This is a genomic window from Sedimentibacter sp. MB31-C6 (assembly GCF_035934735.1).
Lineage (GTDB): Bacteria > Bacillota > Clostridia > Tissierellales > Sedimentibacteraceae > Sedimentibacter.
The window spans coordinates 2,684,985-2,708,241 of the sequence record NZ_CP142396.1 but is presented as its reverse complement, the minus strand read 5'-3'; the positions used below and the strand labels follow the sequence as shown (position 1 = coordinate 2,708,241).

Here is a 23,257-nt window from a genome sequence, read left to right as displayed (position 1 = left end):
AATCTACAGATTAACTCTGTGATTCCATTATACATTTAATTACTTAAATTTTCAAACTCTTCTTTATATTCATTTGCAAATTTTAAAACTTTAGCTGAATACTCACTTATCGCTAGATTTTCATATTCAGACTTACCGCTATCCATATATTCTTGTAATCCCTTTTGCCCTCTATTATAGGCCGTTAAAGTTTTATGTACATCTTTATTATACAGGTTATTTAAATAAGAAAGTTGTGTTATTGTAATTTTTAAATTATATCTAATATCAAATAGATTTTCTGGATTATAGATATATCCTATATTTTCTGCAACCGGCTTAGCAGTATTTCCCATAAGCTGACCTAAACCTCTCTCTCCTGCTTGTCCCACAGCAAAAGGATTAAAATCACTTTCACTTTTAATAACACCTAGTACAATAAACGGATCCATATTTTTTGACCTGCATTCTTTAATCATAAATGCGCTTTCATCATATGGAAGTTTAGTAAGATCTTCTATATATTGTATCAAAATTTTTTCTTGTATAAATAAATCTCTTAACTCATAAATAATAAAATTCTTTTCAATTGTTTTCTTCGAGGAGCTATAGTACTTAGTCAAATCTTCCGCATCAGCAGTTAAACTCATATTAATCATCATAAAATATGATACAATACAAATAATAAATAATATTGACAAGTTTTTTTTACTTTTCATTTCATCACCCTTTAATGTTTGATAATTAACTATAAATTTTATTTCTAATTATTTCAACAGTGAAAAAAAGTATGTTTTGATGAAATGTGTCCATTTCTGGCAGCTTGGACTATTTTTATAGAATAAACCACCAAATTAATATTGCATCAAATAAGGAACGCATAAAATGCGTTCCTTATTACTAATATCAATTATTTACATTTTTTCAGGTGCCTTCATACCGAGAAGATCCATACCTGTTTTCAATACTATATTTACAATTTGTGTTAATAAGAGCCTTGCTTTTTTAACTTTTTCATCATCAACTATAATTGGACAGTCATGATAAAATCTATTGAATTCTTGTGCTAACCCTACAATATATCTTGTTATATAAAAAGGTTCATATTTATCATGAGCCACTAAAGTAGCTGATTTAAAGCCCTCTAGTTTTTTTAGAACATTAAATGCACTTTTATCAGTCAAAATAGAGAAATCTATATTATCATCAATTTCAATATTAGATTTCCTGAGCAAACTACAAGTTCTTGCATAAGTATATTGTACATATGGACCTGTTTCACCTTCAAAACTCAAAGTTTTATCCCAAGAAAATACATAATCCTTTATTCTGTTATTGAACAGTTCTTGAAAAATCACAGCACCTATTCCTACTTGCTTAGCTACCTCTTCCTTATTTTCTAGGTTTGGATTTCTATCATTGATTATTTCTGTTGTTTTTTCTATTGCCTTTTTCAATACATCCTCTAAAAAAACGACTCTCCCTTTACGTGTTGCAAGTGCTCCACCTTCAAGACTAACTGTACCAAACATGACATGAACGCAATCATATGCCCAGTCATAACCCATTAAATCAATTATTTTTCTCCATTGATCAAAATGAAGTTTTTGAGGAGCACCTACTACATATATATTTTTATAAAAGTCATATGTTTCCTTTCTATATTTTGCAGCAGCAATATCTCTTGTTACATACAATGTAGAACCATCACTTTTTTGAATTAATGCATCTGTTAATCCATATTCTTGAAGTTCAACAATTCTTGCACCTTCTGAATCTTTTAGAAGTCCTTTGTCTTCTAGTTCATCTATTACCAAAGGCATTTTATCTGAATAAAAACTTTCACCTGCAAATGAATCATATTTTATTCCAAACATATCATAAACTCTATTAAATTCCTTTAAACTCACCTCTCTAAACCAAGACCATAACTCATGAGCCTCTTCGTTTCCATTTTCTAATTCTTTAAACCAATATCTTGCCTCTTCTTGATATTCAGGATGAGATTCTATTTCTTGATTATATCTTACATATAATTTTAAAAGTTCTGGTATAGGATCTTTTTCGATAGCCTCTACAATTTCTGGTGTACCCCATTTTTTATATGCTGAAATAAGCATACCAAATTGAGTTCCATAATCACCTAAATGATTTATTGCAAAAGTTTTATAACCCATATATTTATAAATATTATTAATAGAATTTCCGATTAATGTTGAACGAATATGTCCTATATGAAAGGGTTTTGCTATATTAGGCGATGAAAATTCAACAATAACCGTTCTTCCTTGCCCAACATTTGTACTTCCGTATCCATACTTTTCAGTAAAAGCTTCTTTTAATACTTTTTCTGCAAAATGCGTTTTATCAACAAAAAAATTAACATATGGTCCTGCAGTTTCAATTTTTTCAAAACCTTCTATATTGCCTATTTTTTCAACAACTTCAGTAGCAATAGCGGCAGGAGCCTTTCTAAATTTCTTTGCAAATTTAAAGCATGGAACCGCATAATCACCCATATCTGAATTAGGTGGGATTTCAATTATTTGAAGAGCTTCATCAACATTCATTTCATTATCTATAGATGTGATTATCTCTACTACTTTATTTTTAAAGTCCATATTTTTTCCTCCATTATTATGTTCCCTCGTCATTTATGTAATATTTTCTAGTAATAATATCACAGTCAATTTTCAATGTCAATACAGCCATTGATAACTCAAATTACTTATTGCTGTTACAAGTCAAGTTCTGTTTCCCCATCGCCTTGAGTTATGTGCCACTTCTCATGACCATTTATTTCATTCATAGTCAATTTATCAGATAATATATTAGCAATCATCATATTGTTTTTTGGAGGTTTCCTTGTTATCATAAAGCCATTACTAAGCAGTACATTCTTAAATTTACCATGTAATCCCGTTCCTACAACAACATATTCAATACCATTGTCATAACAATATTTAGATATAACATTTGCCAATGATTTAATATATCTTGCATTAGTTGGATCTGTAAAGAATTCAACACATGAAGTCATTTTAGATCCATTAGCTACAGAATTATGAAGTATAGCAAATCCTATTATTTCATTCTTTATTTTAGCAAGTATAGTTATGTATTTTACGTCTGGTCTTTCATTATATCTATAATTTAAATATTTATAATCTCTCACTAACAATACGTTATATTTACTTTTATATGTATCCCAACACTTTTGAATATTTTTAGGAACAGTATTTAAAATTTCAAAGCTTATTTCTTTATCCATTTGTACCTTAAGTTTATTTTTCATATATGCTGTGTAAATAGAATTCCCAACAGAAGATAAAAATCCTATCTTAATTCTTCTTTTTAAAATATTATTTATCAAAATTGGTTTGACATACACTTCCTTTTCAAAAAGTGTTGGCCATCCAAATTTTTGATAAGCTGGATAGGACTGATCATTTGCCAAACCTATTACAACGTCAACACCATCTTGTTTTCCTCTTTCGCAAGAATTTTGAGTCATCATTCTGAATATTCCTTGTTTTTTGTAATCAGGGTGCGTCATTGATTTTACAGAATGTGCAGCTAATACCGTTTTACCATTTACATAAAGTTCATTTGGTAACAACCCATCACATCCTATAACTTTGCCTCCTTCTTTTAACAAGTACATCATATTTCCTGATTTGTTATATGGATTTTTATCAAAAAGCCATTCGTACATTTTTCGTTTACTGTTAGTACCTTCTCCAAAGGAAATTACTGATAACTCTTCAAAGGCTTCAAAATCTCTATTCATATCTAATCTAACTATTTCTCTTTCCATACTACCTCCTACTTATCTTTTGTTACCTTTATTATCTAAATGTTACAATTGTAACACCATCACCACCCTCATTGAAATTTCCTAAGCGAGAATTTTTAACATGCTTGTGTTTTTTTAGAAATTTAGTTATTCCTTCTCTTAAAATACCCATACCTTTTCCGTGAATTATTTGAATCTCATTTAAATTTGCCATAAATGCATCATCTAAATATTTATCAATTTCCATTAAAGCTTCTTCAAGGTTGAATCCTCTCACATCAACAACAGGGTTTATGGATGAAGTTTTTAATTTTATCATTCTCGAAGTATTAGCTTTTTCCTGTTCTTCTTCATCAGATTTAATTTTAATTAAATCTGTTTTTTTAACTTTTGTTTTGATTAATCCTACCTGTACCATTACTGCTTTAGAATCATCTACATCAGATAAAATATGACCCTTTTGATTTAAGTTTCTAACTAAAACTGCATCACCCTTTTTCAAAGGTGTAGTCACATCATATGCTTCTTCATTATATATTTGTTCAGAATATGGATTTTCCTCTAACTCCTTACTTTTGTCATTAATATTTTGTCTTATTTCATTTACTCTCCTGTTTTTATCCCTATCCATTTCTATATTTAGTTTTTTTAATTCTTTAATTATTGCTAATGTTTCTTTTTTAGTTTGCTCAACAATTTTTCTTGCTTCATAATTTGCTTCATTTATAAGTTTTTCGCTCTTTTCTAGTGCTTTTCTTTCCTTAGCAATATAATCACTGTGCTTTTTCTGACTTTCCGCATCTAATCTATTTATTTCAGCTTTTTTGTTTTCTATATATTTTCTATTTTCCTCAATTTCCTTCAATGCATCTTCAAATTCTACTTTATCTTTTTCTATTGTCTTTTTTGCCTTTAATATTATTGAATCATTCAATCCAAGTTTCTTAGAAATTTCAAAAGCATTTGATTTCCCTGGTACTCCAATTAATAGCTTGTATGTTGGACTTAGTGTTTCAATATTAAACTCAACACTACCATTGTTAACACCGTCTGTTGTCAAAGCATAAAGCTTTAACTCACTGTAATGTGTAGTAGCTGCTGTAATTATTTTTCTATCATGTAACGTATCAAGTATTGAAATTGCTAAAGCTGCACCTTCAGTAGGATCTGTACCTGCTCCAAGTTCGTCAAAAAGTACTAAGGAATTATCATCTACTTCATTCATAATCTTAACGATATTAGTCATATGTGATGAAAATGTACTCAAACTTTGCTCAATACTTTGCTCATCACCTATATCCGCATATATTGAACTAAATAATGAAATTTCAGTACCATATTCAGCAGGTAAATGAAGTCCAGCCATTCCCATAAGAGAAAATAATCCTAAAGTCTTTAAAGAAACAGTTTTTCCTCCTGTATTAGGTCCTGTAATTATAAGCGTCGTAAAATCTTTTCCAATCCAAATATCAATAGGTACTACTACATTTGGGTCTATTAATGGATGTCTGCCTTTTTTAATTCGAATGAATCCTCTATTATTAATTTTAGGCTCAATTCCATTTATACTTATAGCATATTTCCCTTTAGCAAAAATACAGTCTAGTTCTGTTAAAATTCCCTGATTATTAATCATTTCATCTTCTATACTACCTACAATACCACTTAATTCTAGTAAAATACGTTCTATTTCTTTTTTTTCTTCTATCTTTAAATTTGAAATATCATTAGTCATTTCTACTACAGCTAAAGGCTCAATAAACAATGTAGATCCTGTAGAAGACTGGTCATGAATAATACCCTTTACCATAGATCTGTATTCTTTACGAACAGGTATTACATATCTATCATTACGCATTGTAACAATACCTTCTTGAAGATATTTTTGCATACTCTGAGAACTTACTATTGTGTTTATTTTATTTTTTATTGCTGAATTTTTAATTTTAATTTCTCTTCTAACTCTTTTAAGCTCAGAACTTGCATCATCAGAGATTTCATCATCACTTATAATCACTTCATATATTCTATCCTCTATACTCTTATCAGTATATATATTTTGGCAAAGATTATCTAATATATCATAATTGTTTTTTTCGTCATTATTTAGAAGTACATAGTTCTTTAATAATCTTGCTGCCCTAAGTGTATCTGCACATCCAATAAGGCCCTTCATAGATATAATGCCTCCTATTGCACCTCTTTTAACGTACTCCCCAATATCAGAAATTCCCCCAAAAGGAGGTTCCCCTTTTTCTACAATTATTGAAAAAGCTTGATATGTTTGATTTTGTTTATATTTTGCATCTTCTAAATCAAAGGTAATATCAAGTTTACGCACTTCATCTTTCCCTAGGTTTGTCTCTGCAAGTTCTGCAACTCTATCAATAATTTTATTAAATTCTAATACTTCTTTTGACTTTTCTCTCATATAACTTCTTCCTCTCAATAATCATCTTGAACTTTCTTTCTGAACAAGATGCCATAGCTACGTAAATACACGTTCATCTATGTTACAATATATTCTTTAAATAATGACCTCGAGTAAATTTATTTTCATTTAAAACTTTTTCTGTTTGTATACCATTTATTTCACAATATAAAGCATCAATTATGTCTTCGATATTGTCCTCCCATTTTGTATCAACATAAAAATACTTTATTCCCATTCTAACAAAATCATAAGTTTTATCAATTAATGTAAGAGGTACACTGTTATATATATTGGTTAAGCGATTTTTCCTTTCAATATTAAAATAAACACCTTTTCTATCCTTTAAAGCATATTTAGTGTTATAATTACATGTATTACAATCTTCTGAATTTTTACAATTCCTCACAATTGACATTGGACAATTTTTCATAACCATTAATTGAACATAAGCATAGACTACTATCTCTGATTCTATATCTATGTTATTCTTAATACTACCAATATCTTTAATATTAGCTTCAAAGGAATATGAAAAACTCTCAATCCCAATTTCTTTTATAAGTTGTGCCGAAAAAGAGTTAATTATATTGAAAAATGAACCACAGTGTATTTTTAGATTACTATATTCTTTAAAAAAATATAAACTTCCTATGTTATTAACACAAACACCATCAAATATTTCTTCATAATAATTTATTTTTTCTTTAAAAATATTATATTGATTTTTTGAGACTATGTTAGGAATCCATAAATATTTTTCAATACCATCAAGCTTTTTAATAGCATCTAAGTCTAAATCATAAGGAAAATATACTCTTTTCATTTTAATTTTATCAATTATATGAAATTCTTCATTACTATTTATTTTTAAACTTATAGTTGGTTTTTTCTTTCTAATATTTTTATTAAAATCAAATATATCTTCATTAGATATTTCGCCCATTAATTGCCTATTATAAACAACTGCCTTTTTACTATAAAGTTCTTCTGTTGATTCTCGTCTCATATGATTCAACGTACTTTTCTTTATAAATACATTGTCATCCTTAACTATCTCTATATTTCCTAGATTATAAATAGTATTTCCCAGCTTGCCAAGTTGTTCCCTAATAAGTATATCTGTCGCTGGGTTTTTTAAGCTTAATTCACAAACATCTTCACTATATACTGTTACAGTATTACTGTCGTCATATGCAGTTAATATAGCTCTTTCGCCAATTTTAAGATTTATTTTAAAATCTATTTTTCTTCTTCTATAAAAAGAAAACTCCTTAGTTTTGTCCTTAACTTCATCAACTATTATATCTATATTATCACCTTTAATGCCAGAACTGGTTCTAGCAAACATATCATCTTTTATACTAGGCATCAGATACCCATTAGTATATCCTCTACTAAATGTAGATATTGCTCTTTTTTCTAATTCAATAACTTCATCTTTTTTAATTTTATCTCCTGAAATACAGTTGTCAATTATTTTTCTATAGTATTCAACAACTGAAGATGTATACTCAGGTCCTTTCATTCTTCCTTCTATTTTAAATGTAGTGATACCTGCTTCTATTAATTCAACTACAGTTTCTCCTCCAATAAAATCTTTCATACTCAAAACAGGAATTGCTTCATAATCTGATTCAATAGTTTTATTTTCCTTATCGTAAAAGCTATAGTTTAATCTACAAGGCTGTGCACATTTACCTCTATTGCCGCTTCTACCTCCTAAAAAACTACTCATATAGCATTGACCTGAATAACACGCACATAAAGCTCCATGTATGAACACTTCTAAACTAGCATCAGTATTTTTTGCAATTTCCTTAAGTTGTTTAAGAGACAGTTCTCTTGCCATTATAACTTTATCTACATTATATTTTTCGAAAAATTTAACACCAAATTCATCATATACTACAGATTGAGTGCTAATATTAACAGGTAAATGAGGAATATGTTTATTAATTAAATATAACAAACCTAAATCTTGTACAATAACTGCATCTACATCATTTTCATACAAGTATACAGCATAATTTAATACCTTTGCTATTTCTGAATCTTTTAAAATAATATTTAAGGTAACATACACTTTTACATTTTTATTGTGTGCATATTGTATAATATGTTTCATTTCTTCATCATTAAAATTTTGTGAATTATATCTAGCATTAAAATTTTTACCGCCAAGATATACAGAATCTGCTCCACTGTTTACTGCTGCATAAAAAGATTCAATACTGCCTGCAGGAGCTAAAAGTTCTACTTTTCTTTCCATATTTTCTCCTATTTTCTTTTAAAAAAGAACGCAATAAGCGTTCAATTTATTAGATGTGTACAATTAAACAGAAGTTTCTCTATCAAGAATCTCCAATAATTCATTATTTTCTTTCTTTAGTTTGTTTATTTCCAATTGATTTTGAAAATTTTCAGTTTCCCTTCTATTTAACTTATCTTGTAATTCATTTAAATTATTAATCATACTTTCTTTATCACTGTTCATCATTAAAAGTTCTTCAAGATATTTTTCTTTTTCTTCATTGATATTTTCATATTTATTCTTAATCTCTTCATTACTATCTTTTAGATCTTTTATCAATTTATCCTTTCCTATTAATATTTCATCTTTCTCATTCAATTTAATTTGCATCGAATTTATTTTATTGTTTAATGATTCAATATCTTTTTGTTTAGATTCTATTAGTAAGTTGATTCTATGTTGTTCTTCATTGTAATTATCTAATTGCTGTTGTTTATCTTCACTAACTTTCTTTAGTTCTTTAATTGTCTTTTCTAACTGTCCTACATGTTCTTCTCTTTCATTAAGTTTTAGCTGCAATTTAGAAATTCTACCATTTAAGCTGCTTTTTGTATTATTCATAAAACTTATTTCTTTTGTGAAATTTTCTCTTTCTTTAGTAAGATTATCACATATTTCATCAAGTTCTTCATTTTTATTTTTTAATTCATTAATTAATATTTCACTTTTTAAAAGCTGCTGGTCTTGTTCGTCAATTTTTTCTTGAAGCTTAACTATTTGAGTGTTAAGATAGTCTCTATCATTATCTCTAACTAAAAGTTTTTCTCTATATCTTTCTTTTTCTGAATTTATTTCATTTAATTTCTCTTGAATTTCTTTCTTTTCTAAAACAGCCTTATTCTTATCTTCATTTAAACTTTGTATTTCCTTATATGTCTCATTTTTGTATTCAGTAACTTCATCAGTTAATTTCACATATTTATCAATAATAACAAATGAAGATAAAATTAATTTATCTATTTCATTGAATTTTTTTTTAGAATTAGTTATTAAACTTATTTGCTCATTTAGAATTGTTTCAATTTTTTTAACATATTCGGGACTTTCATCTGTTGTTACACCATATTTTTTATCATTAATAGTTATATCTACTTTATTCATAAATCAAATCCCCTTTTTATTTTGATTTTATTGCACAATATTAAACAATTTGAAATATAATTAACCATAATATAATAAATTATTATTAAGTTATTATTTATATATATTTATATTAAAATAGAATCCTTAAAATATCAATAGTAAATAACATATTTTAATACATATTTTTAATTTTTTATAAAAATTTATCAAATTGTATCTAAACTTCTTAATAAAAAAATCCTGCTATATTTGAACAGAACTTTTTTAAAAACTATTTTTTTTATGTCTATAACTTCATCAAAATTATACATACTTCTCCTTATACTTTTATAGTAAAGGTTTCTTACTTAAAAAATCTATTATATCTTTAGCTATACTTTCAGCATCAAGCATATTTTGTTTTAGCAACTCATCAATTGAACCTTGTTTTATAAATTCATCAGGTAAAGTTTTTATTATAACTTCTTCTGGATTTGACAATAAAGGTTTAATATACATTGAAATAGACCCGCTAAATGGTGCTTCATCAATTATAACAGCTAAATTAGTTTTACTTACTGAAGTTAATATTAAATTTGTGTCTAATGGTTTAATAAATCTTAAATTGATTATCTCTGGTTTTATCCCTTTTTCCTTTAATATTTTACTGACTTCTACAGCTGTATTAACCATCTTGCCACATGTAATAATTGAAATATCACTACCTTCCTCAACTATTACACCTTTGCCTAATTCTATTTTAGTTTCACTACCTTTTATATTGATTTTACTATATCCTCTAGGATATCGTAATGCTATTGGCCCATTGTAATTATTAATTGCAAACTCCAGCATATTTTCAAGTTCAGTATTATCAGCAGGAGTCATAACTATCATATTAGGTATTTGGTATAAAAACGCCGTGTCAAAAATACCCTGATGAGTTTCTCCATCATTTCCTACTAGTCCCGCTCTGTCTATAGCAATTACAACATGTAAATTTTGCAATGCAACATCATGTATCACTTGATCGAAAGCTCTTTGTAAAAAAGATGAATACAATGCTACAACTGGAATCATTCCATTTGCAGCTAAACCAGCAGCCATTGTTATTGCATGTTGTTCTGCAATACCTACATCAAAAATTCTATTCGGGAATTTCTTTGAAAACTCAGTTAACCCAGTTCCATCAGTCATAGCCGCTGTTATTGCAATTGTGCTATCATTTTTTTCAGCTATTTCGCAAAGTTTTCTACCAAATACATCTGAATATGTTGGGAGTGATGATTTATTTAAACTTTGTCCTGTACTTATATCAAAAGGTGAAACACTATGATACTTATCTGGATTATATTCAGCAAATTTATATCCTTTACCTTTTTTTGTAATTACATGTATTAATAATGGTCCATCAATATTTTTAGAAGTATTAAATGTTTCTAATAGTTCATTCATATTATGACCATCAATTGGACCCATATATGTTAACCCAATTTCTTCAAAGAGCATTCCAGTGATTACCATTTGTTTAATTCCATCTTTTGCTCTCTTTAACAATTTCTTCAATCCTTTTCCACCAATCGGCATACTATCTAGTAACTTTTCAACATCTCTTTTAGTTGATAAATACTTTGGCTCTGTTCTTAATTTACTTAAATAATGAGATACTCCACCTACATTAGGAGAAATTGACATCTCATTATCATTTAGTACTACAATTAACTTCGTATTACTTCTACCAATATCATTTAATGCTTCAAAAGCCATTCCTCCTGTTAATGCTCCATCACCTATAACTGAAACTACTTCGTACGATTCTTTTTTTAAATCCCTCGCTCTAGCAATACCGATAGCTGCTGAAATTGAAGTACTACTATGGCCAGTATCAAAAACATCATATATGCTCTCAGATCTTTTTGGAAAACCACTTAAACCATTTAATTGTCTTAAAGTTTTCATTTTACTTTTTCTTCCAGTTAAAATTTTATGTATATAAGATTGATGTCCAACATCCCAAATAATTTTATCATTTGGAGTATTGAATCCATAATGTAATGCCACCGTCAGCTCCACTACTCCTAAATTAGATGCAATATGTCCTCCTGTTTTCGAAACACTCTCTATTAAAAAACTTCTTATTTCTTTACATAATATATTCAATTCATTTGTATTTAATCTTCTTAAATCATTTGGTGATTTTATTTTCTCTAAATATTCCATTATCCCTCTCATACTATATGCTATTATATATAACTAAATTTTGTATTTACAATTATATATTGTTTAAATACATATGTCAAAATTAATTACTTTTATATTTTTTGAAAATTTAAAAAATATTTCTGTACATCTCCTTAAATATATTATAATATATAAGCAATATTATTAATTGTGTTACACTATTTAAAAATTAGGAGTGATTATATTGATTGAAAAAATACATATCCATGTATTGTCGGATTCAATTGGAGAAACTGCTGAGCTTCTTGCAAAAGCAGCAAGTATTCAATTCAAACCTCAATTAATAGGTGAAATCCACAGATATCCATTTATTTCAGAAAATTATCAAATTGACAATATAATAAAAAATGCATCTGAACACAAAAACTTAATTATCTATACCCTAGTAAAATCAGAAAGCCGTGAATATTTGGCTAATGAAGCAGCAAAAAAAAATATTCCTGCTATAGATGCTCTAGGTCCAATAATTAAAGAATTATCGCAATTATCCGGGCTAGAACCTAAAAGAGAAATTGGTCTTAATAGAAAAATGGACGATGAATATTTTGAAAAAGTTCAAGCAGTTGAATTTGCCGTTAAATATGATGATGGAAAAGATCCTAGGGGCATATTAAAAGCAGATATTGTATTATTGGGGATTTCTAGAACTTCAAAAACACCTCTAAGCATGTATCTTGCTTATAGGAATTATAAGGTAGCTAATATCCCATTAGTACCAGAAGTTGAGGCTCCAAAAGAACTATTTGAAATTTCATCAAAAAAAATTATTGGACTTACTAATGACCCCCAAACTCTTAACACTATCCGCCTTGAAAGATTAAAGGAGTTAGGATTAAAATCTTATTCTACATACGCAAATATGGATAGAATATTAACTGAATTAGATTTCGCACATGAGATTTTTGCAAAACTTCGATGCCCAGTGATAAATGTTTCAACTAAAGCTATCGAAGAAACTGCAAGCATAATTACATCAATTATATCAAAAAACATACATAAATAATAGGAGGACAAAAATGAACAAAAAATGGGTTTACTTATTTAAAGAAGGAAGTGCTTCGCAAAAAAATCTATTAGGAGGAAAAGGTGCTAATTTATCTGAAATGACTAATATTGGGCTACCGGTACCTCCAGGGTTAACAGTTACAACAGAAGCTTGTACTGAATTTTATAAACAAGGAAAAAAATTAACAGATGAAATAATTAGCCAAATTAAGGATAATTTGAAAATGTTAGAAAAACAAACTGAAAAAAAATTTGGTGATGTGGAAAATCCTTTATTAGTTTCAGTTCGTTCAGGGGCTGCTATATCAATGCCAGGAATGATGGATACTATTTTAAATTTAGGGCTGAATGATAATACTGTAGAAGGAATAACTAAAAAAACAGGTAACAGCCGTTTCGCCTATGATAGTTATAGAAGGTTTATTCAAATGTTCAGTGATGTTGTTTTGGGTATACCTAAGTATAAATTTGATTATGCTCTTGATGACTTAAAAGAAAAAAATGGTTATAAATATGATACAGAATTAACTACTGATGATTTGAAAATTTTAGTAGAAGAATTCAAGAATATTTATAAATTAGAAACTAAATCAGACTTCCCTCTAGAGCCAGAGAAACAACTTTTAATGGCTGTAGAAGCAGTTTTCAGATCTTGGAACAATGCTCGTGCTATTACTTACAGAAATCTTTATGATATTTCTCATGACATTGGAACAGCTGTTAATGTTCAATCTATGGTATTTGGAAACATGGGAGACACTTCTGGGACAGGTGTTGCCTTTACTCGTAACCCGTCAACAGGCGAAAATAGGGTATTTGGCGAGTTCTTAATTAATGCTCAAGGTGAAGATGTTGTAGCTGGTATAAGAACTCCATTAACGATTGATAAATTGAATGATGTAATGCCCGAAATATATGATCAATTCATCGAATCAGCTAATAATTTAGAACAGCACTATAGAGATATGCAAGATATAGAATTTACTATAGAACAGGGAAAACTTTATTTATTACAAACTAGAACAGGGAAAAGAACTGCAGAATCATCATTAAGAGTTGCAGTTGAAATGGTTGAAGAAGGACTTATATCTAAAGAAGAAGCTGTTATGAGAGTGGATCCTAAATCTCTTGATCAACTTTTACACCCACGATTTGATCCTATTGAAATTAAAAAATCTGCTCCAATAGCAAATGGTCTACCAGCATCTCCAGGAGCTGCAACTGGAAAAATATTTTTTACAGCAGAAGATGCCGTAGCTGCTTCTGAAAAGGGAGAAGCAACTATTCTTGTTAGAAAAGAAACTTCGCCTGAAGATATCGAAGGTATGAATAAGGCTCGAGGCATATTAACCTCAAGAGGTGGAATGACTTCCCATGCAGCTGTTGTTGCTAGAGGCATGGGTAAATGTTGTGTAGCTGGTTGTGAAACAATTTACGTAGATGAAGTTAAAAAAATAATGTCCGTGGGAGATGATATATTAAAAGAAGGAGATTATATTTCTCTTGACGGAAGTACCGGAAATATATACAAAGGAAGTATAAACACAGTTGAGCCAAGCCTATCAGGCAATTTTGGCAAATTGATGAAATGGGCAGATGAATTCAGAAAACTTGGAATCAGAACAAATGCTGATACTCCTAAAGACTCAGAAACAGCTGTTAAATTTGGAGCTGAAGGCATCGGTCTATGTAGAACAGAGCATATGTTTTTCAAGGAAAGTCGTATCTTCTCTGTTAGAAAAATGATTGTATCAGATAGTATAGTACAAAGAGAAAAAGCCTTAGAAGAAATATTGCCAATGCAGAAAAATGATTTTAAGGAAATATTTAAAATTATGGGACCAAGACCTGTTACTATAAGACTTTTAGATCCACCATTACATGAATTTATTCCAACTAATGAAGAAGACATAGCAGAACTTTCTAAAGATATGAATATACCAATATCAAAACTAAAGGATTTAATCCATAGTTTACATGAGTTCAATCCAATGCTTGGACATAGAGGTTGTCGTCTAGCTATTACTTATCCAGAAATCGCTAGAATGCAAGCCAGAGCAATTATAGAAGCAGCTATAGAAGTATCTAAAGAAGAAAACATAACTATAGTTCCAGAAATAATGGTTCCTCTAGTAGGAAAGAAAGAAGAGCTTAATATACTTAGAAAGTTAATAATGGAAACTGCAGAAAAAGTAAAAGAAGAAAAAAATTCTAAACTTGAATATCTAATTGGTACAATGATAGAAATTCCTAGAGCTTGTGTAACAGCAGATGAAATAGCAGAAGTAGCAGATTTTTACTCCTTTGGTACTAACGACTTAACACAAATGACTTTTGGATACTCAAGAGATGATGCTGGTAAATTTATATCAGCTTATAGAGAAGTTGGTATCCTTGAACAAGATCCATTCCAAAGCATCGATCAAGCAGGTGTAGGTAAATTGGTAGATATGGCAGTTACACTTGGAAAAAAAGCTAAATCTCATCTCCATATGGGAGTATGTGGAGAACATGGAGGAGATCCTGCATCAATTGAATTTTTCCATAAAACAGGTTTAGACTATGTATCATGTTCACCATTTAGGGTTCCAGTTGCAAGATTAGCTGCAGCTCAGGCAGCTTTAAACAATAAAATTTAGTATAAAATAAAAGGGTATTATTTCTTAGTAATTTAAGATAATAATACCCTTTTTATCATTGATTCACAAAACTCACTTGTACATGATAACAAGAAGAAATCAATTAAATTTCGTTATATCTCTGGATAACATACATTGCTATTTTTATATGTGTTGAATGTAAATTTCATTCCATTGTAATCATGTAATTCGGATGCAAAGCTTAACTCCCAGTTAACATCCTCATCAAAATTATGTAAGTACGTATCCGCATTTGTTATTGCATCTACTTTTGTAATATAAGCTTCAGTACAATATGAATATAAATCATTATATATTTTACCTCCACCTATTATAAATACTTCATCATTACTATATTTTTTCAATTCTTCAAATAACTCTTTAAATGAATTACAAACTATACAACCATCAGCTTTAAATTTTTTATTAGAGGTTAAAACTATATTAGTTCTATTTTTAAGTGGTTTCCCTCCTGGTAATGACATCAATGTTCGCCTTCCCATAACAACAACCTTGTTTTTTGTAGTTTCTTTGAAAAATTCCATGTCTTGTGGTAAATTAAAAAGTAAATCGCCTTCATAACCGATTCCCCAGTTTTTAGCGACTGCAACTATAAGTTTCATATTTCACCTCCTATACAGCTATTGGAACTTTAACCTTAAATTGATTATATTTATAATCTATTAATTTAAAACTATCAACAGTAAAGTCATAAAAATCAGTTATGCTATTATCTATATCTAACTTTGGAGAATCATGAGATTCCTTTGTTATAACCTCTTCAATAATTGGTATATGTCTATCATATATATGTGCATCTGAAATAACATGTACTAATTCTCCAGCTTCCAAACCACTAATTTGAGCCATCATATGTATTAAAATAGAGTACTGCACTACATTCCAATTATTTGCAGCAAGCATATCTTGAGATCTTTGATTCAATATAGCATTTAATTTATTTCCAGAAACATTAAATGTCATACTATAAGCACAAGGATATAAATGCATTTCATGAAGATCATCAAAGTTGTATATATTAGTCAATATTCGCCTACTTGCAGGATTATTTTTTAAATCATAAATTACTCTGTCAACTTGATCAAATTCGCCTTCCTTGTATTTATGTTTTTGCCCTAATTGATAACCATATGCCTTTCCGATTGAACCTGTTTCATCAGCCCAGGAATCCCAAATATGACTATTTAAGTCATTTACATTATTTGATTTTTTTTGCCATATCCAAAGCATTTCATCAACAGCAGCTTTAAAGTTTGTTTTCCTTAAAGTTAAAATTGGAAAACTTTCAGTCAAATCATATCTATTAATTATTCCAAATTTTTTAATTGTATATGCAGGTGTTCCATCCTCCCATCTAGGTCTTACATTATAGTCCTTATCCCAAACACCATTTTGCAAAATATCCTTACAATTATCTATAAATATTTTATCAGCTAAGTTCATTTTACGCCTCCTATTGAATATTAAATATCTCCCTATAAACCTATTACGCATATGACTAATTGGAGATACTTTTTCTTCATTTTATTATACATTAGTACAAGAATGATTACAAGTAAGATATATTGCCAAACAACAAAAAAGAGAACATTGTGTCCTCTTATACATATATTATTTCATAGAATTATTATTTATAAAACTTTTAATTTTCATCTTTTCTTCAAATCCTTTTACGCGCATTGCTTCTGATTCTTCACTTTCAAAGTTTTTGAAATATATACTCATTTCACCATCTTTAGTATCATCATATCGAATACATCTAAACCCATTATCATACATATTTTGAATTTTTTCAAAATCACTCATAACATTTCACCCCAATTACATTTATATTTATTACCAGTATTCTCAATTTTATAATTTTTATGTATATTCTTATATATTTAGAAAATCATAATTTCATTTTTTTGATAGTTGCTTATTTTAAACAGTTATATTATAATTAGGAATAAAATTTACAAATAGAATTTTTCTCACAAGGAGTGTATCTAAATGGATTATACAACAAATGACATCTTATTTGCTTTTGGACTTACACTAATTGCTGGTTTATCTACAGGTTTAGGAAGTGTTTTCGCCTTTTTTACAAAAAAGACAAATCATAAATTTCTATCAGCTTCATTAGGATTTTCTGCTGGTGTTATGATTTATGTATCTATGATAGAAATATTTGTAAAGGCTAGAGCTTCATTAGAATTGGCTTACGGTTCGACAAAGGGTTACTGGATTACTACTATTGCTTTTTTTACAGGCATGGCCATTGTTGCATTAATAGATAAATTAATACCTGAAGAAGATAATCCTCATGAACTAAATGCGGAAACAAATATAAAAGATATAGAAAAAAATACCCAAGAAAATCAACTAATGAGGATGGGGAAATTTTCAGCACTAGCAATTGCAATACATAACTTTCCAGAAGGATTAGCAACATTCACGAGTGCCCTACAAGATCCTACATTAGGTATCAGTATTACATTAGCTATTGCAATACATAATATCCCAGAAGGAATAGCAGTATCTGTTCCAATATACTATGCTACTGGAAGTAGGGCTAAAGGGTTTGCATACTCATTCCTTTCAGGTTTGTCTGAACCAGCAGGTGCAATTATTGGATTTTTATTATTAAGGAGTTTCTTAAATGATGCTTTGTTTGGAATTATATTTGCTTCAGTTGCTGGTATAATGGTATTTATATCTTTAGATGAATTGCTTCCAACAGCTGAAAAATATGGTGAGCATCATATTGCAATATATGGGCTTATATCAGGTATGATTGTAATGGCTTTAAGTTTACTTTTATTCTCTTAACATTAGTTCTTTATAATGTATAAATGATTATATTTTGTAAACAATACCATTATCTAGTATAGAGAGGTAGTGGTAATTTGAGAATTCCAAATCATATAGGACTAATTCCTGATGGAAATAGACGTTGGGCGCAAAATAAAGGCTTTGAAAAACAAAAAGGATATGAATACGGTCTCGACCCCGGACTACAAGCATTAAAGTTAGTTCAGGAATATGGAATAAGAGAAATTACATACTATGGTTTTACAACAGACAACGGTAAAAGACCTAGAAAGCAAATTGATGCCTTTGTAAAAGCTTGCGTTGATGCTGTTAATTTAATTGCAAAGGAAAATGTGTCATTATTAGTTATTGGGAATACAAATTCAACAATCTTTCCAAAAGAATTATTGAAATATACTAATAGAACTAATATAGGTAATGGTGGAACAAAAGTTAATTTTTTAGTTAATTATGGTTGGGATTGGGATATAGCAAATTTAAATACTAAAATAAAAAATAGAAAAAGTATAATGGATGGACTTCATTCCAAGGACATTTCCCGTATAGACCTTATACTAAGATGGGGAGGCAGAAAAAGACTTTCTGGCTTTCTTCCTATTCAATCAGTTTATTCAGATATATATACTATTGATGACATGTGGCCTGATTTTAGACCTGAACAATTTCATAATGCAATGAAGTGGTATAATAATCAAGATGTCACTTTAGGCGGTTAAATCATGACAAAGGAGACGTAAAATGTCTCCTTATTCATAACTTTATTACTTTGGCATATTTATTAATTTGTCTTCTGATTCTCTATAAATCACAAATTTATTGCCTATACTTTGTACAAATTCAGCTTTAACTTCTTCTGCAACTTCATTTGCAATATCTTTTGCCTCTAGCGAACTATTATTTAAAACTTTTATTTTTATTAATTCTCTAGCTTCTAAAGCATCATCAATCTGTTTAATTACATTTTCTGTGATTCCGCCTTTACCTATTTGCATTATAGGATCTATTTTATTTGCTAATGCTTTTAAGTAACTTCTTTGTTTTCCTGTTAGCATTTGTCCTCCTATCTGATTAATCAATAAAATCAAATTCAACCCCGCAAACACTAACGAGATCTCCTTCTTTTGCTCCTATTTCTCTTAATCTATCTATTACACCTTTGTCAATAAGTACTTTTTGAAAATTACTAAATGATTCGAAATCATCAAAGTTAGTTGAATCAACTAATCTTTCTAGGAACTCTCCTTCTGCCAGATAGTAATCATCTTCCTTTGAAACTACAATGGTATCTCTTTCTTTTCTATCATAGTATCTTTCTACTAAATTTTCATCAACAAATACTACTTCTTCTTCTACTTCTAGCAATCTTTCATATGCCTTTTTCTTTAATACATCAAGTCCTTCACCTGTTGCTGCTGAAACTTCAAGAATTTCATATTTACTTTCAAATTCAGACTTAATTTTACTTAAATTCTCATGTGCTTCAGGTATATCCATTTTATTTAATACAATAATTTGTTTTTTTTCTGATAATTTTTCGCTATATTGTTTCAATTCTTCATTAATTTTGTGAAAATCTAAAATTGGGTCTCTGCCTTCCTGACCAGAAGTATCTATTACATGTAACAAAAGTTTAGTTCTTTCAACATGCCTTAAAAATTCTAGCCCTAAGCCTGCTCCACCTGCAGCACCTTCTATAAGTCCAGGTATATCTGCAATAACATAACTATGACCTTCTCCTATACTTACAACCCCTAAATTAGGTTTCAAAGTTGTAAAATGATAATTCGCAATTTTAGGCTTTGCACTAGTTATGGATGCCAGAATTGTAGATTTCCCAACATTAGGAAATCCTATTAATCCAATATCTGCAATCAGTTTAAGTTCTAGTACTATTTCTCTTTCCTCACCTTTTGTACCTGGTTCTGCAAATCGTGGTGTTCTTCTAATAGAATTTTTGAATTTGGTATTACCTCTACCACCTCTGCCCCCTTTGGCACATATGTATCTTTGACCATTTTCTTTTAAATCTGCTAGAACAATATCCGTTTCTTCATCTTTTACTAATGTTCCAATAGGAACCTTTAATACTAAGTCTTTACCATCTGACCCAAACTGCTTTTTGTTTCTGCCATCTCCACCTTTTTCAGCTTGGTAGCGTCTTTTATATCTAAAGTCCATTAAAGTTCTCAATCCTTCATCTGCGACTAATATAATACTACCACCATCTCCACCATCTCCTCCAGCAGGTCCCCCCATGGGTTCATATTTTTCACGTCTAAATGCTACACTACCATTTCCGCCTTTACCGGCTTTTACACTGACTTTAGCTATGTCTATAAACATTTTATCCCAACCTTCTTAATTAATCAAAAAACCTACCTTAACAGGTAGGTCATTTTTATTATGCATCTAATTCACAAGGATATACACTAACTTGCTTTCTTGCTTTGTCTTTTCTTTCAAACTTAACTTTCCCGTTTACTTTAGCAAATAATGTATCATCACTTCCAATTCCTACATTCATACCAGGATGTAATTTAGTACCTCTTTGTCTAACAAGAATATTACCAGCCAAAACAAACTGTCCATCAGTTCTTTTTACTCCAAGTCTTTTAGCATTACTATCACGACCGTTTTTAGAGCTACCAACACCCTTTTTATGTGCAAATAACTGCAAATTCAATTTTAATAACATGTTTACACCTCCTCAAATTTAAGTGTAATATATTCTTCGTAATTATCTAATAACAACTGTATACCTACTATAAAACTTCTATATAATGAATCTGTTATATCATTACTTTTCAAAGTCTTAACTTTTAAAAAACCTGTTTCCTCATCAACTTCATGTAAAATGTCTTCAGAAGAAATTCCTGCAACTAAGTTCATAGAATTTAAGACAGTATATGATAATATCGATATAGCTGCACATACAATATCTGAACCTGTTTCACCGTAATCTGAATGACCTTCAACTATAAAACCATTATATGAATTAATGGTTTCTTGCATAGTTATTACTATCATATTATTATCCAACTATTTTTTCAACTTTAATTTGTGTAAATGGTTGACGATGACCTTGTTTCTTTCTGTAGTCTTTTTTTGCTTTGTATTTGAAAACAATAATTTTTTTAGCCTTACCTTGTTTTTCAACTACAGCCTCAACTACTGCTCCATCTACATATGGCTTACCAACATTTACTTTCCCATCATTAGCTACTAGTAAAACTTTATCAAATTTTACTGTTTCTCCATCAGCGATTTCAAGTTTTTCAACTCTTACAACGTCGCCTTCTTGAACTCTATATTGTTTTCCACCAGTTTCGATTATTGCGTACATACTATTACCTCCTCTTCCCAGTCTCGCCATTGCAGGTACCTAAGTTTTAACCTGATCCGTGCGGCTATTACAGAAATAAATTGTATCAAACAAAGATAAGTTTGTCAACCTATTTTTGAGATTTAATATATTCAATTTTGCCCATTTTTCCAACTACAATATCTTCAGTTAAGATACTTTTATCTTCCTCAAAGTATATGTTTATTTTATATTTATTTTCAATTTTATTTATAATTTCATAAAATTCCTTGGTCATTTCATTATAAAGTATGCTACCTACTTTTAAAATAACGGCTTCACAAGATGTATTATTCCTAATTTTTCTTACTATATTTTCTAGTTTTAAAAAAACGTGAATATTCGATGATATTCTTCCTCCACCACTACAGTGCTCACATTCTTTAGTCATTAAATTAAAGAAATTTTCTTTATTTTTTTTTCTTGTTATTTCCATAAGATTTAGTTTTGTCATTCCAACTACATTGACTTTAGTCTTTTCCTTGTTAAATATAGTTTTAGCTTTATTCAATATTAAATCAACATGTTCCTTTTTTCTCAAATCTATAAAATCTATTAAGATTATGCCGCTTATATTACGAAGTTTTATTTGTCTAGCAATTTCATCTAAAGCAACCAAATTTAAAGAAAGTGCTGTTTCTTCTAAATTTTTATTTCCAATATACTTACCACTATTAACATCTATAACAGTCAAAGCTTCAGTAACATCAATAAAAATAGACCCACCATTATCAAGTTCAATTTTTCTATTAAAAAGAATATCAATTTGTTTTTCAATGCTAAACAAATCAAATACATTACTTGATTCTTTAATTGTTATATTTTTAAATTCGTCTGTATCATAATTTTTCATTATTTCATGTAATTTTATTTTATTACTTTTATCTTCTACATATATTTCATCTACTGTTGAATCAATATAGTCATAAAACACTCTTTCAATAAGAGAATTACTTTGAAAAAGTAATTTAGGTGCATATGAATATTTGTATTCCTGTTCAATTTTTTTATACATAGATGAAAGTACTTTATATTCTTTTTCTATATCATCAGAAGAACAATTTTCAGAATAAGTTCTAATAATCATTCCGTTATTCTCTGTCATTATATCTTTACCAATTTGCCCTAATCTTTTACGTTCTTCCAATTTTCTTATTTTACTAGAAATATTAACTTTTTTACTTTGAGGTAATAAAGCAATATATTTTCCCGTCAAAGAAATATCAGTTGTTACAGATATATTTTTCTCTCCCATAGGTTCTCTGTTTATCTGAACTAGAATTTCTTCACCCTTTTTAATAATTTTATCTAGTTCTTTAGTATCCTTTTTACGAATTTCTCTTTCTATGAGAAACTTATCTGACAAAAGATCATTTTTATATAAGTAAGCATTTTTATCGAGGCCTATATCAACAAATATAGCTTCCATACCTTGTAATATATCCATAACCTTACCCTTGTATATATTTCCTAATAAACTTTCCTTATCGTTTTCTTCATAAAAAAAATCAAGAAGTTTACCATTTTCTACAATAGCAACCTGATTGAAAAATATAGAATTTTTAATTAATATTTGCTTCATAGTACCCACTTC

At 29.0% G+C, this 23,257-nt stretch carries 20 protein-coding genes; 4 read left to right on the top strand and 16 right to left on the bottom strand.

All coding sequences use genetic code 11. The features are described 5' to 3' along the window. Nucleotides 1–35: 35 nt before the first annotated feature. The 7 genes from U8307_RS12920 to dxs all read right to left on the bottom strand — a co-directional run bounded on the left by U8307_RS12920 (nt 36) and on the right by dxs (nt 11,802). On the bottom strand, nt 36–698 hold the full coding sequence (locus tag U8307_RS12920) for a lytic transglycosylase domain-containing protein (RefSeq protein WP_326908515.1): 663 nt from the start codon (nt 696–698) through the stop codon (nt 36–38). A 195-nt stretch (nt 699–893) separates the two neighbouring features. Then, entirely contained in the window at nt 894–2,600 is a 1,707-nt protein-coding gene (gene argS / locus U8307_RS12915) for an arginine--tRNA ligase (protein WP_326908513.1), read from the bottom strand. Nucleotides 2,601–2,716: 116 nt separating this feature from the next. Beyond that, on the bottom strand, nt 2,717–3,796 hold the full coding sequence (locus U8307_RS12910) for a GNAT family N-acetyltransferase (protein WP_326908511.1): 1,080 nt from the start codon (nt 3,794–3,796) through the stop codon (nt 2,717–2,719). Between the two features lie 31 nt (nt 3,797–3,827). After that, nucleotides 3,828–6,206, bottom strand: a complete 2,379-nt coding sequence (locus U8307_RS12905) for an endonuclease MutS2 (RefSeq protein WP_326908509.1) — start codon at nt 6,204–6,206, stop codon at nt 3,828–3,830. Between the two features lie 82 nt (nt 6,207–6,288). After that, nucleotides 6,289–8,478 carry a U32 family peptidase gene (locus tag U8307_RS12900; RefSeq protein WP_326908507.1) on the bottom strand — a complete coding sequence of 730 codons (2,190 nt, stop codon included), beginning with the start codon at nt 8,476–8,478 and terminating at the stop codon, nt 6,289–6,291. Between the two features lie 63 nt (nt 8,479–8,541). Beyond that, a complete protein-coding gene (gene zapA / locus U8307_RS12895; protein ID WP_326908505.1) occupies nt 8,542–9,621 on the bottom strand; it encodes a cell division protein ZapA in 1,080 nt (359 codons plus the stop codon). A 309-nt stretch (nt 9,622–9,930) separates the two neighbouring features. After that, nucleotides 9,931–11,802, bottom strand: a complete 1,872-nt coding sequence (gene dxs, locus U8307_RS12890; protein ID WP_326908503.1) for a 1-deoxy-D-xylulose-5-phosphate synthase — start codon at nt 11,800–11,802, stop codon at nt 9,931–9,933. A 208-nt stretch (nt 11,803–12,010) separates the two neighbouring features. On the opposite strand from dxs, the gene U8307_RS12885 reads away from it, so the two are divergent. Beyond that, nucleotides 12,011–12,826, top strand: coding sequence for a pyruvate, water dikinase regulatory protein (locus U8307_RS12885; protein ID WP_326911614.1), 816 nt, complete (start codon nt 12,011–12,013; stop codon nt 12,824–12,826). A 13-nt stretch (nt 12,827–12,839) separates the two neighbouring features. Beyond that, nucleotides 12,840–15,467 (top strand): pyruvate, phosphate dikinase, encoded by a 2,628-nt coding sequence (ppdK, locus tag U8307_RS12880; protein WP_326908501.1) that lies wholly within the window; start codon nt 12,840–12,842, stop codon nt 15,465–15,467. 113 nt (nt 15,468–15,580) lie between these two features. On the opposite strand, the gene U8307_RS12875 is transcribed toward ppdK, so the two are convergent. The 3 genes from U8307_RS12875 to U8307_RS12865 all read right to left on the bottom strand — a co-directional run bounded on the left by U8307_RS12875 (nt 15,581) and on the right by U8307_RS12865 (nt 17,294). Further along, nucleotides 15,581–16,090 (bottom strand): dihydrofolate reductase, encoded by a 510-nt coding sequence (locus U8307_RS12875; protein WP_326908499.1) that lies wholly within the window; start codon nt 16,088–16,090, stop codon nt 15,581–15,583. A gap of 10 nt (nt 16,091–16,100) precedes the next feature. After that, entirely contained in the window at nt 16,101–16,931 is an 831-nt protein-coding gene (thyA, locus tag U8307_RS12870) for a thymidylate synthase (RefSeq protein WP_326908497.1), read from the bottom strand. A 168-nt stretch (nt 16,932–17,099) separates the two neighbouring features. Further along, on the bottom strand, nt 17,100–17,294 hold the full coding sequence (locus U8307_RS12865; protein WP_326908495.1) for a hypothetical protein: 195 nt from the start codon (nt 17,292–17,294) through the stop codon (nt 17,100–17,102). A 186-nt stretch (nt 17,295–17,480) separates the two neighbouring features. On the opposite strand from U8307_RS12865, the gene zupT reads away from it, so the two are divergent. Then, a complete protein-coding gene (gene zupT, locus U8307_RS12860; RefSeq protein ID WP_326908493.1) occupies nt 17,481–18,299 on the top strand; it encodes a zinc transporter ZupT in 819 nt (272 codons plus the stop codon). Nucleotides 18,300–18,376: 77 nt separating this feature from the next. Beyond that, nucleotides 18,377–19,018, top strand: a complete 642-nt coding sequence (uppS, locus tag U8307_RS12855; protein ID WP_326908491.1) for a polyprenyl diphosphate synthase — start codon at nt 18,377–18,379, stop codon at nt 19,016–19,018. Nucleotides 19,019–19,063: 45 nt separating this feature from the next. Here uppS and yhbY read toward each other — a convergent pair whose 3' ends face one another. The 6 genes from yhbY to U8307_RS12825 form a co-directional block, all read right to left on the bottom strand. Continuing rightward, nucleotides 19,064–19,354 (bottom strand): ribosome assembly RNA-binding protein YhbY, encoded by a 291-nt coding sequence (gene yhbY / locus U8307_RS12850; RefSeq protein ID WP_326908489.1) that lies wholly within the window; start codon nt 19,352–19,354, stop codon nt 19,064–19,066. Nucleotides 19,355–19,370: 16 nt separating this feature from the next. Then, nucleotides 19,371–20,645 (bottom strand): GTPase ObgE, encoded by a 1,275-nt coding sequence (gene obgE / locus U8307_RS12845; protein WP_326908487.1) that lies wholly within the window; start codon nt 20,643–20,645, stop codon nt 19,371–19,373. A gap of 58 nt (nt 20,646–20,703) precedes the next feature. Further along, nucleotides 20,704–20,997 (bottom strand): 50S ribosomal protein L27, encoded by a 294-nt coding sequence (rpmA, locus tag U8307_RS12840; RefSeq protein WP_326908486.1) that lies wholly within the window; start codon nt 20,995–20,997, stop codon nt 20,704–20,706. A gap of 2 nt (nt 20,998–20,999) precedes the next feature. Continuing rightward, nucleotides 21,000–21,329: a ribosomal-processing cysteine protease Prp gene (locus U8307_RS12835; protein WP_326908483.1), complete on the bottom strand. Its 330-nt coding sequence runs from the start codon at nt 21,327–21,329 to the stop codon at nt 21,000–21,002. Between the two features lie 4 nt (nt 21,330–21,333). Beyond that, a complete protein-coding gene (gene rplU, locus U8307_RS12830) occupies nt 21,334–21,645 on the bottom strand; it encodes a 50S ribosomal protein L21 (RefSeq protein WP_326908481.1) in 312 nt (103 codons plus the stop codon). 109 nt (nt 21,646–21,754) lie between these two features. Next, nucleotides 21,755–23,245, bottom strand: a complete 1,491-nt coding sequence (locus U8307_RS12825; RefSeq protein ID WP_326908479.1) for an Rne/Rng family ribonuclease — start codon at nt 23,243–23,245, stop codon at nt 21,755–21,757. Nucleotides 23,246–23,257: the final 12 nt, after the last annotated feature.

Excerpts from the sequence above, each read along its gene's own strand:
- U8307_RS12920 (WP_326908515.1), bottom strand. The coding sequence starts at position 698 with ATGAAAAGTAAAAAAAACTTGTCAATATTATTTATTATTTGTATTGTA.
- argS (WP_326908513.1), bottom strand. The coding sequence starts at position 2,600 with ATGGACTTTAAAAATAAAGTAGTAGAGATAATCACATCTATAGATAAT.
- U8307_RS12910 (WP_326908511.1), bottom strand. The coding sequence starts at position 3,796 with ATGGAAAGAGAAATAGTTAGATTAGATATGAATAGAGATTTTGAAGCC.
- U8307_RS12905 (WP_326908509.1), bottom strand. The coding sequence starts at position 6,206 with ATGAGAGAAAAGTCAAAAGAAGTATTAGAATTTAATAAAATTATTGAT.
- U8307_RS12900 (WP_326908507.1), bottom strand. The coding sequence starts at position 8,478 with ATGGAAAGAAAAGTAGAACTTTTAGCTCCTGCAGGCAGTATTGAATCT.
- zapA (WP_326908505.1), bottom strand. The coding sequence starts at position 9,621 with ATGAATAAAGTAGATATAACTATTAATGATAAAAAATATGGTGTAACA.
- dxs (WP_326908503.1), bottom strand. The coding sequence starts at position 11,802 with ATGGAATATTTAGAGAAAATAAAATCACCAAATGATTTAAGAAGATTA.
- ppdK (WP_326908501.1), top strand. The coding sequence starts at position 12,840 with ATGAACAAAAAATGGGTTTACTTATTTAAAGAAGGAAGTGCTTCGCAA.
- U8307_RS12875 (WP_326908499.1), bottom strand. The coding sequence starts at position 16,090 with ATGAAACTTATAGTTGCAGTCGCTAAAAACTGGGGAATCGGTTATGAA.
- thyA (WP_326908497.1), bottom strand. The coding sequence starts at position 16,931 with ATGAACTTAGCTGATAAAATATTTATAGATAATTGTAAGGATATTTTG.
- U8307_RS12865 (WP_326908495.1), bottom strand. The coding sequence starts at position 17,294 with ATGAGTGATTTTGAAAAAATTCAAAATATGTATGATAATGGGTTTAGA.
- zupT (WP_326908493.1), top strand. The coding sequence starts at position 17,481 with ATGGATTATACAACAAATGACATCTTATTTGCTTTTGGACTTACACTA.
- yhbY (WP_326908489.1), bottom strand. The coding sequence starts at position 19,354 with ATGCTAACAGGAAAACAAAGAAGTTACTTAAAAGCATTAGCAAATAAA.
- obgE (WP_326908487.1), bottom strand. The coding sequence starts at position 20,645 with ATGTTTATAGACATAGCTAAAGTCAGTGTAAAAGCCGGTAAAGGCGGA.
- rpmA (WP_326908486.1), bottom strand. The coding sequence starts at position 20,997 with ATGTTATTAAAATTGAATTTGCAGTTATTTGCACATAAAAAGGGTGTT.
- U8307_RS12835 (WP_326908483.1), bottom strand. The coding sequence starts at position 21,329 with ATGATAGTAATAACTATGCAAGAAACCATTAATTCATATAATGGTTTT.
- rplU (WP_326908481.1), bottom strand. The coding sequence starts at position 21,645 with ATGTACGCAATAATCGAAACTGGTGGAAAACAATATAGAGTTCAAGAA.
- U8307_RS12825 (WP_326908479.1), bottom strand. The coding sequence starts at position 23,245 with ATGAAGCAAATATTAATTAAAAATTCTATATTTTTCAATCAGGTTGCT.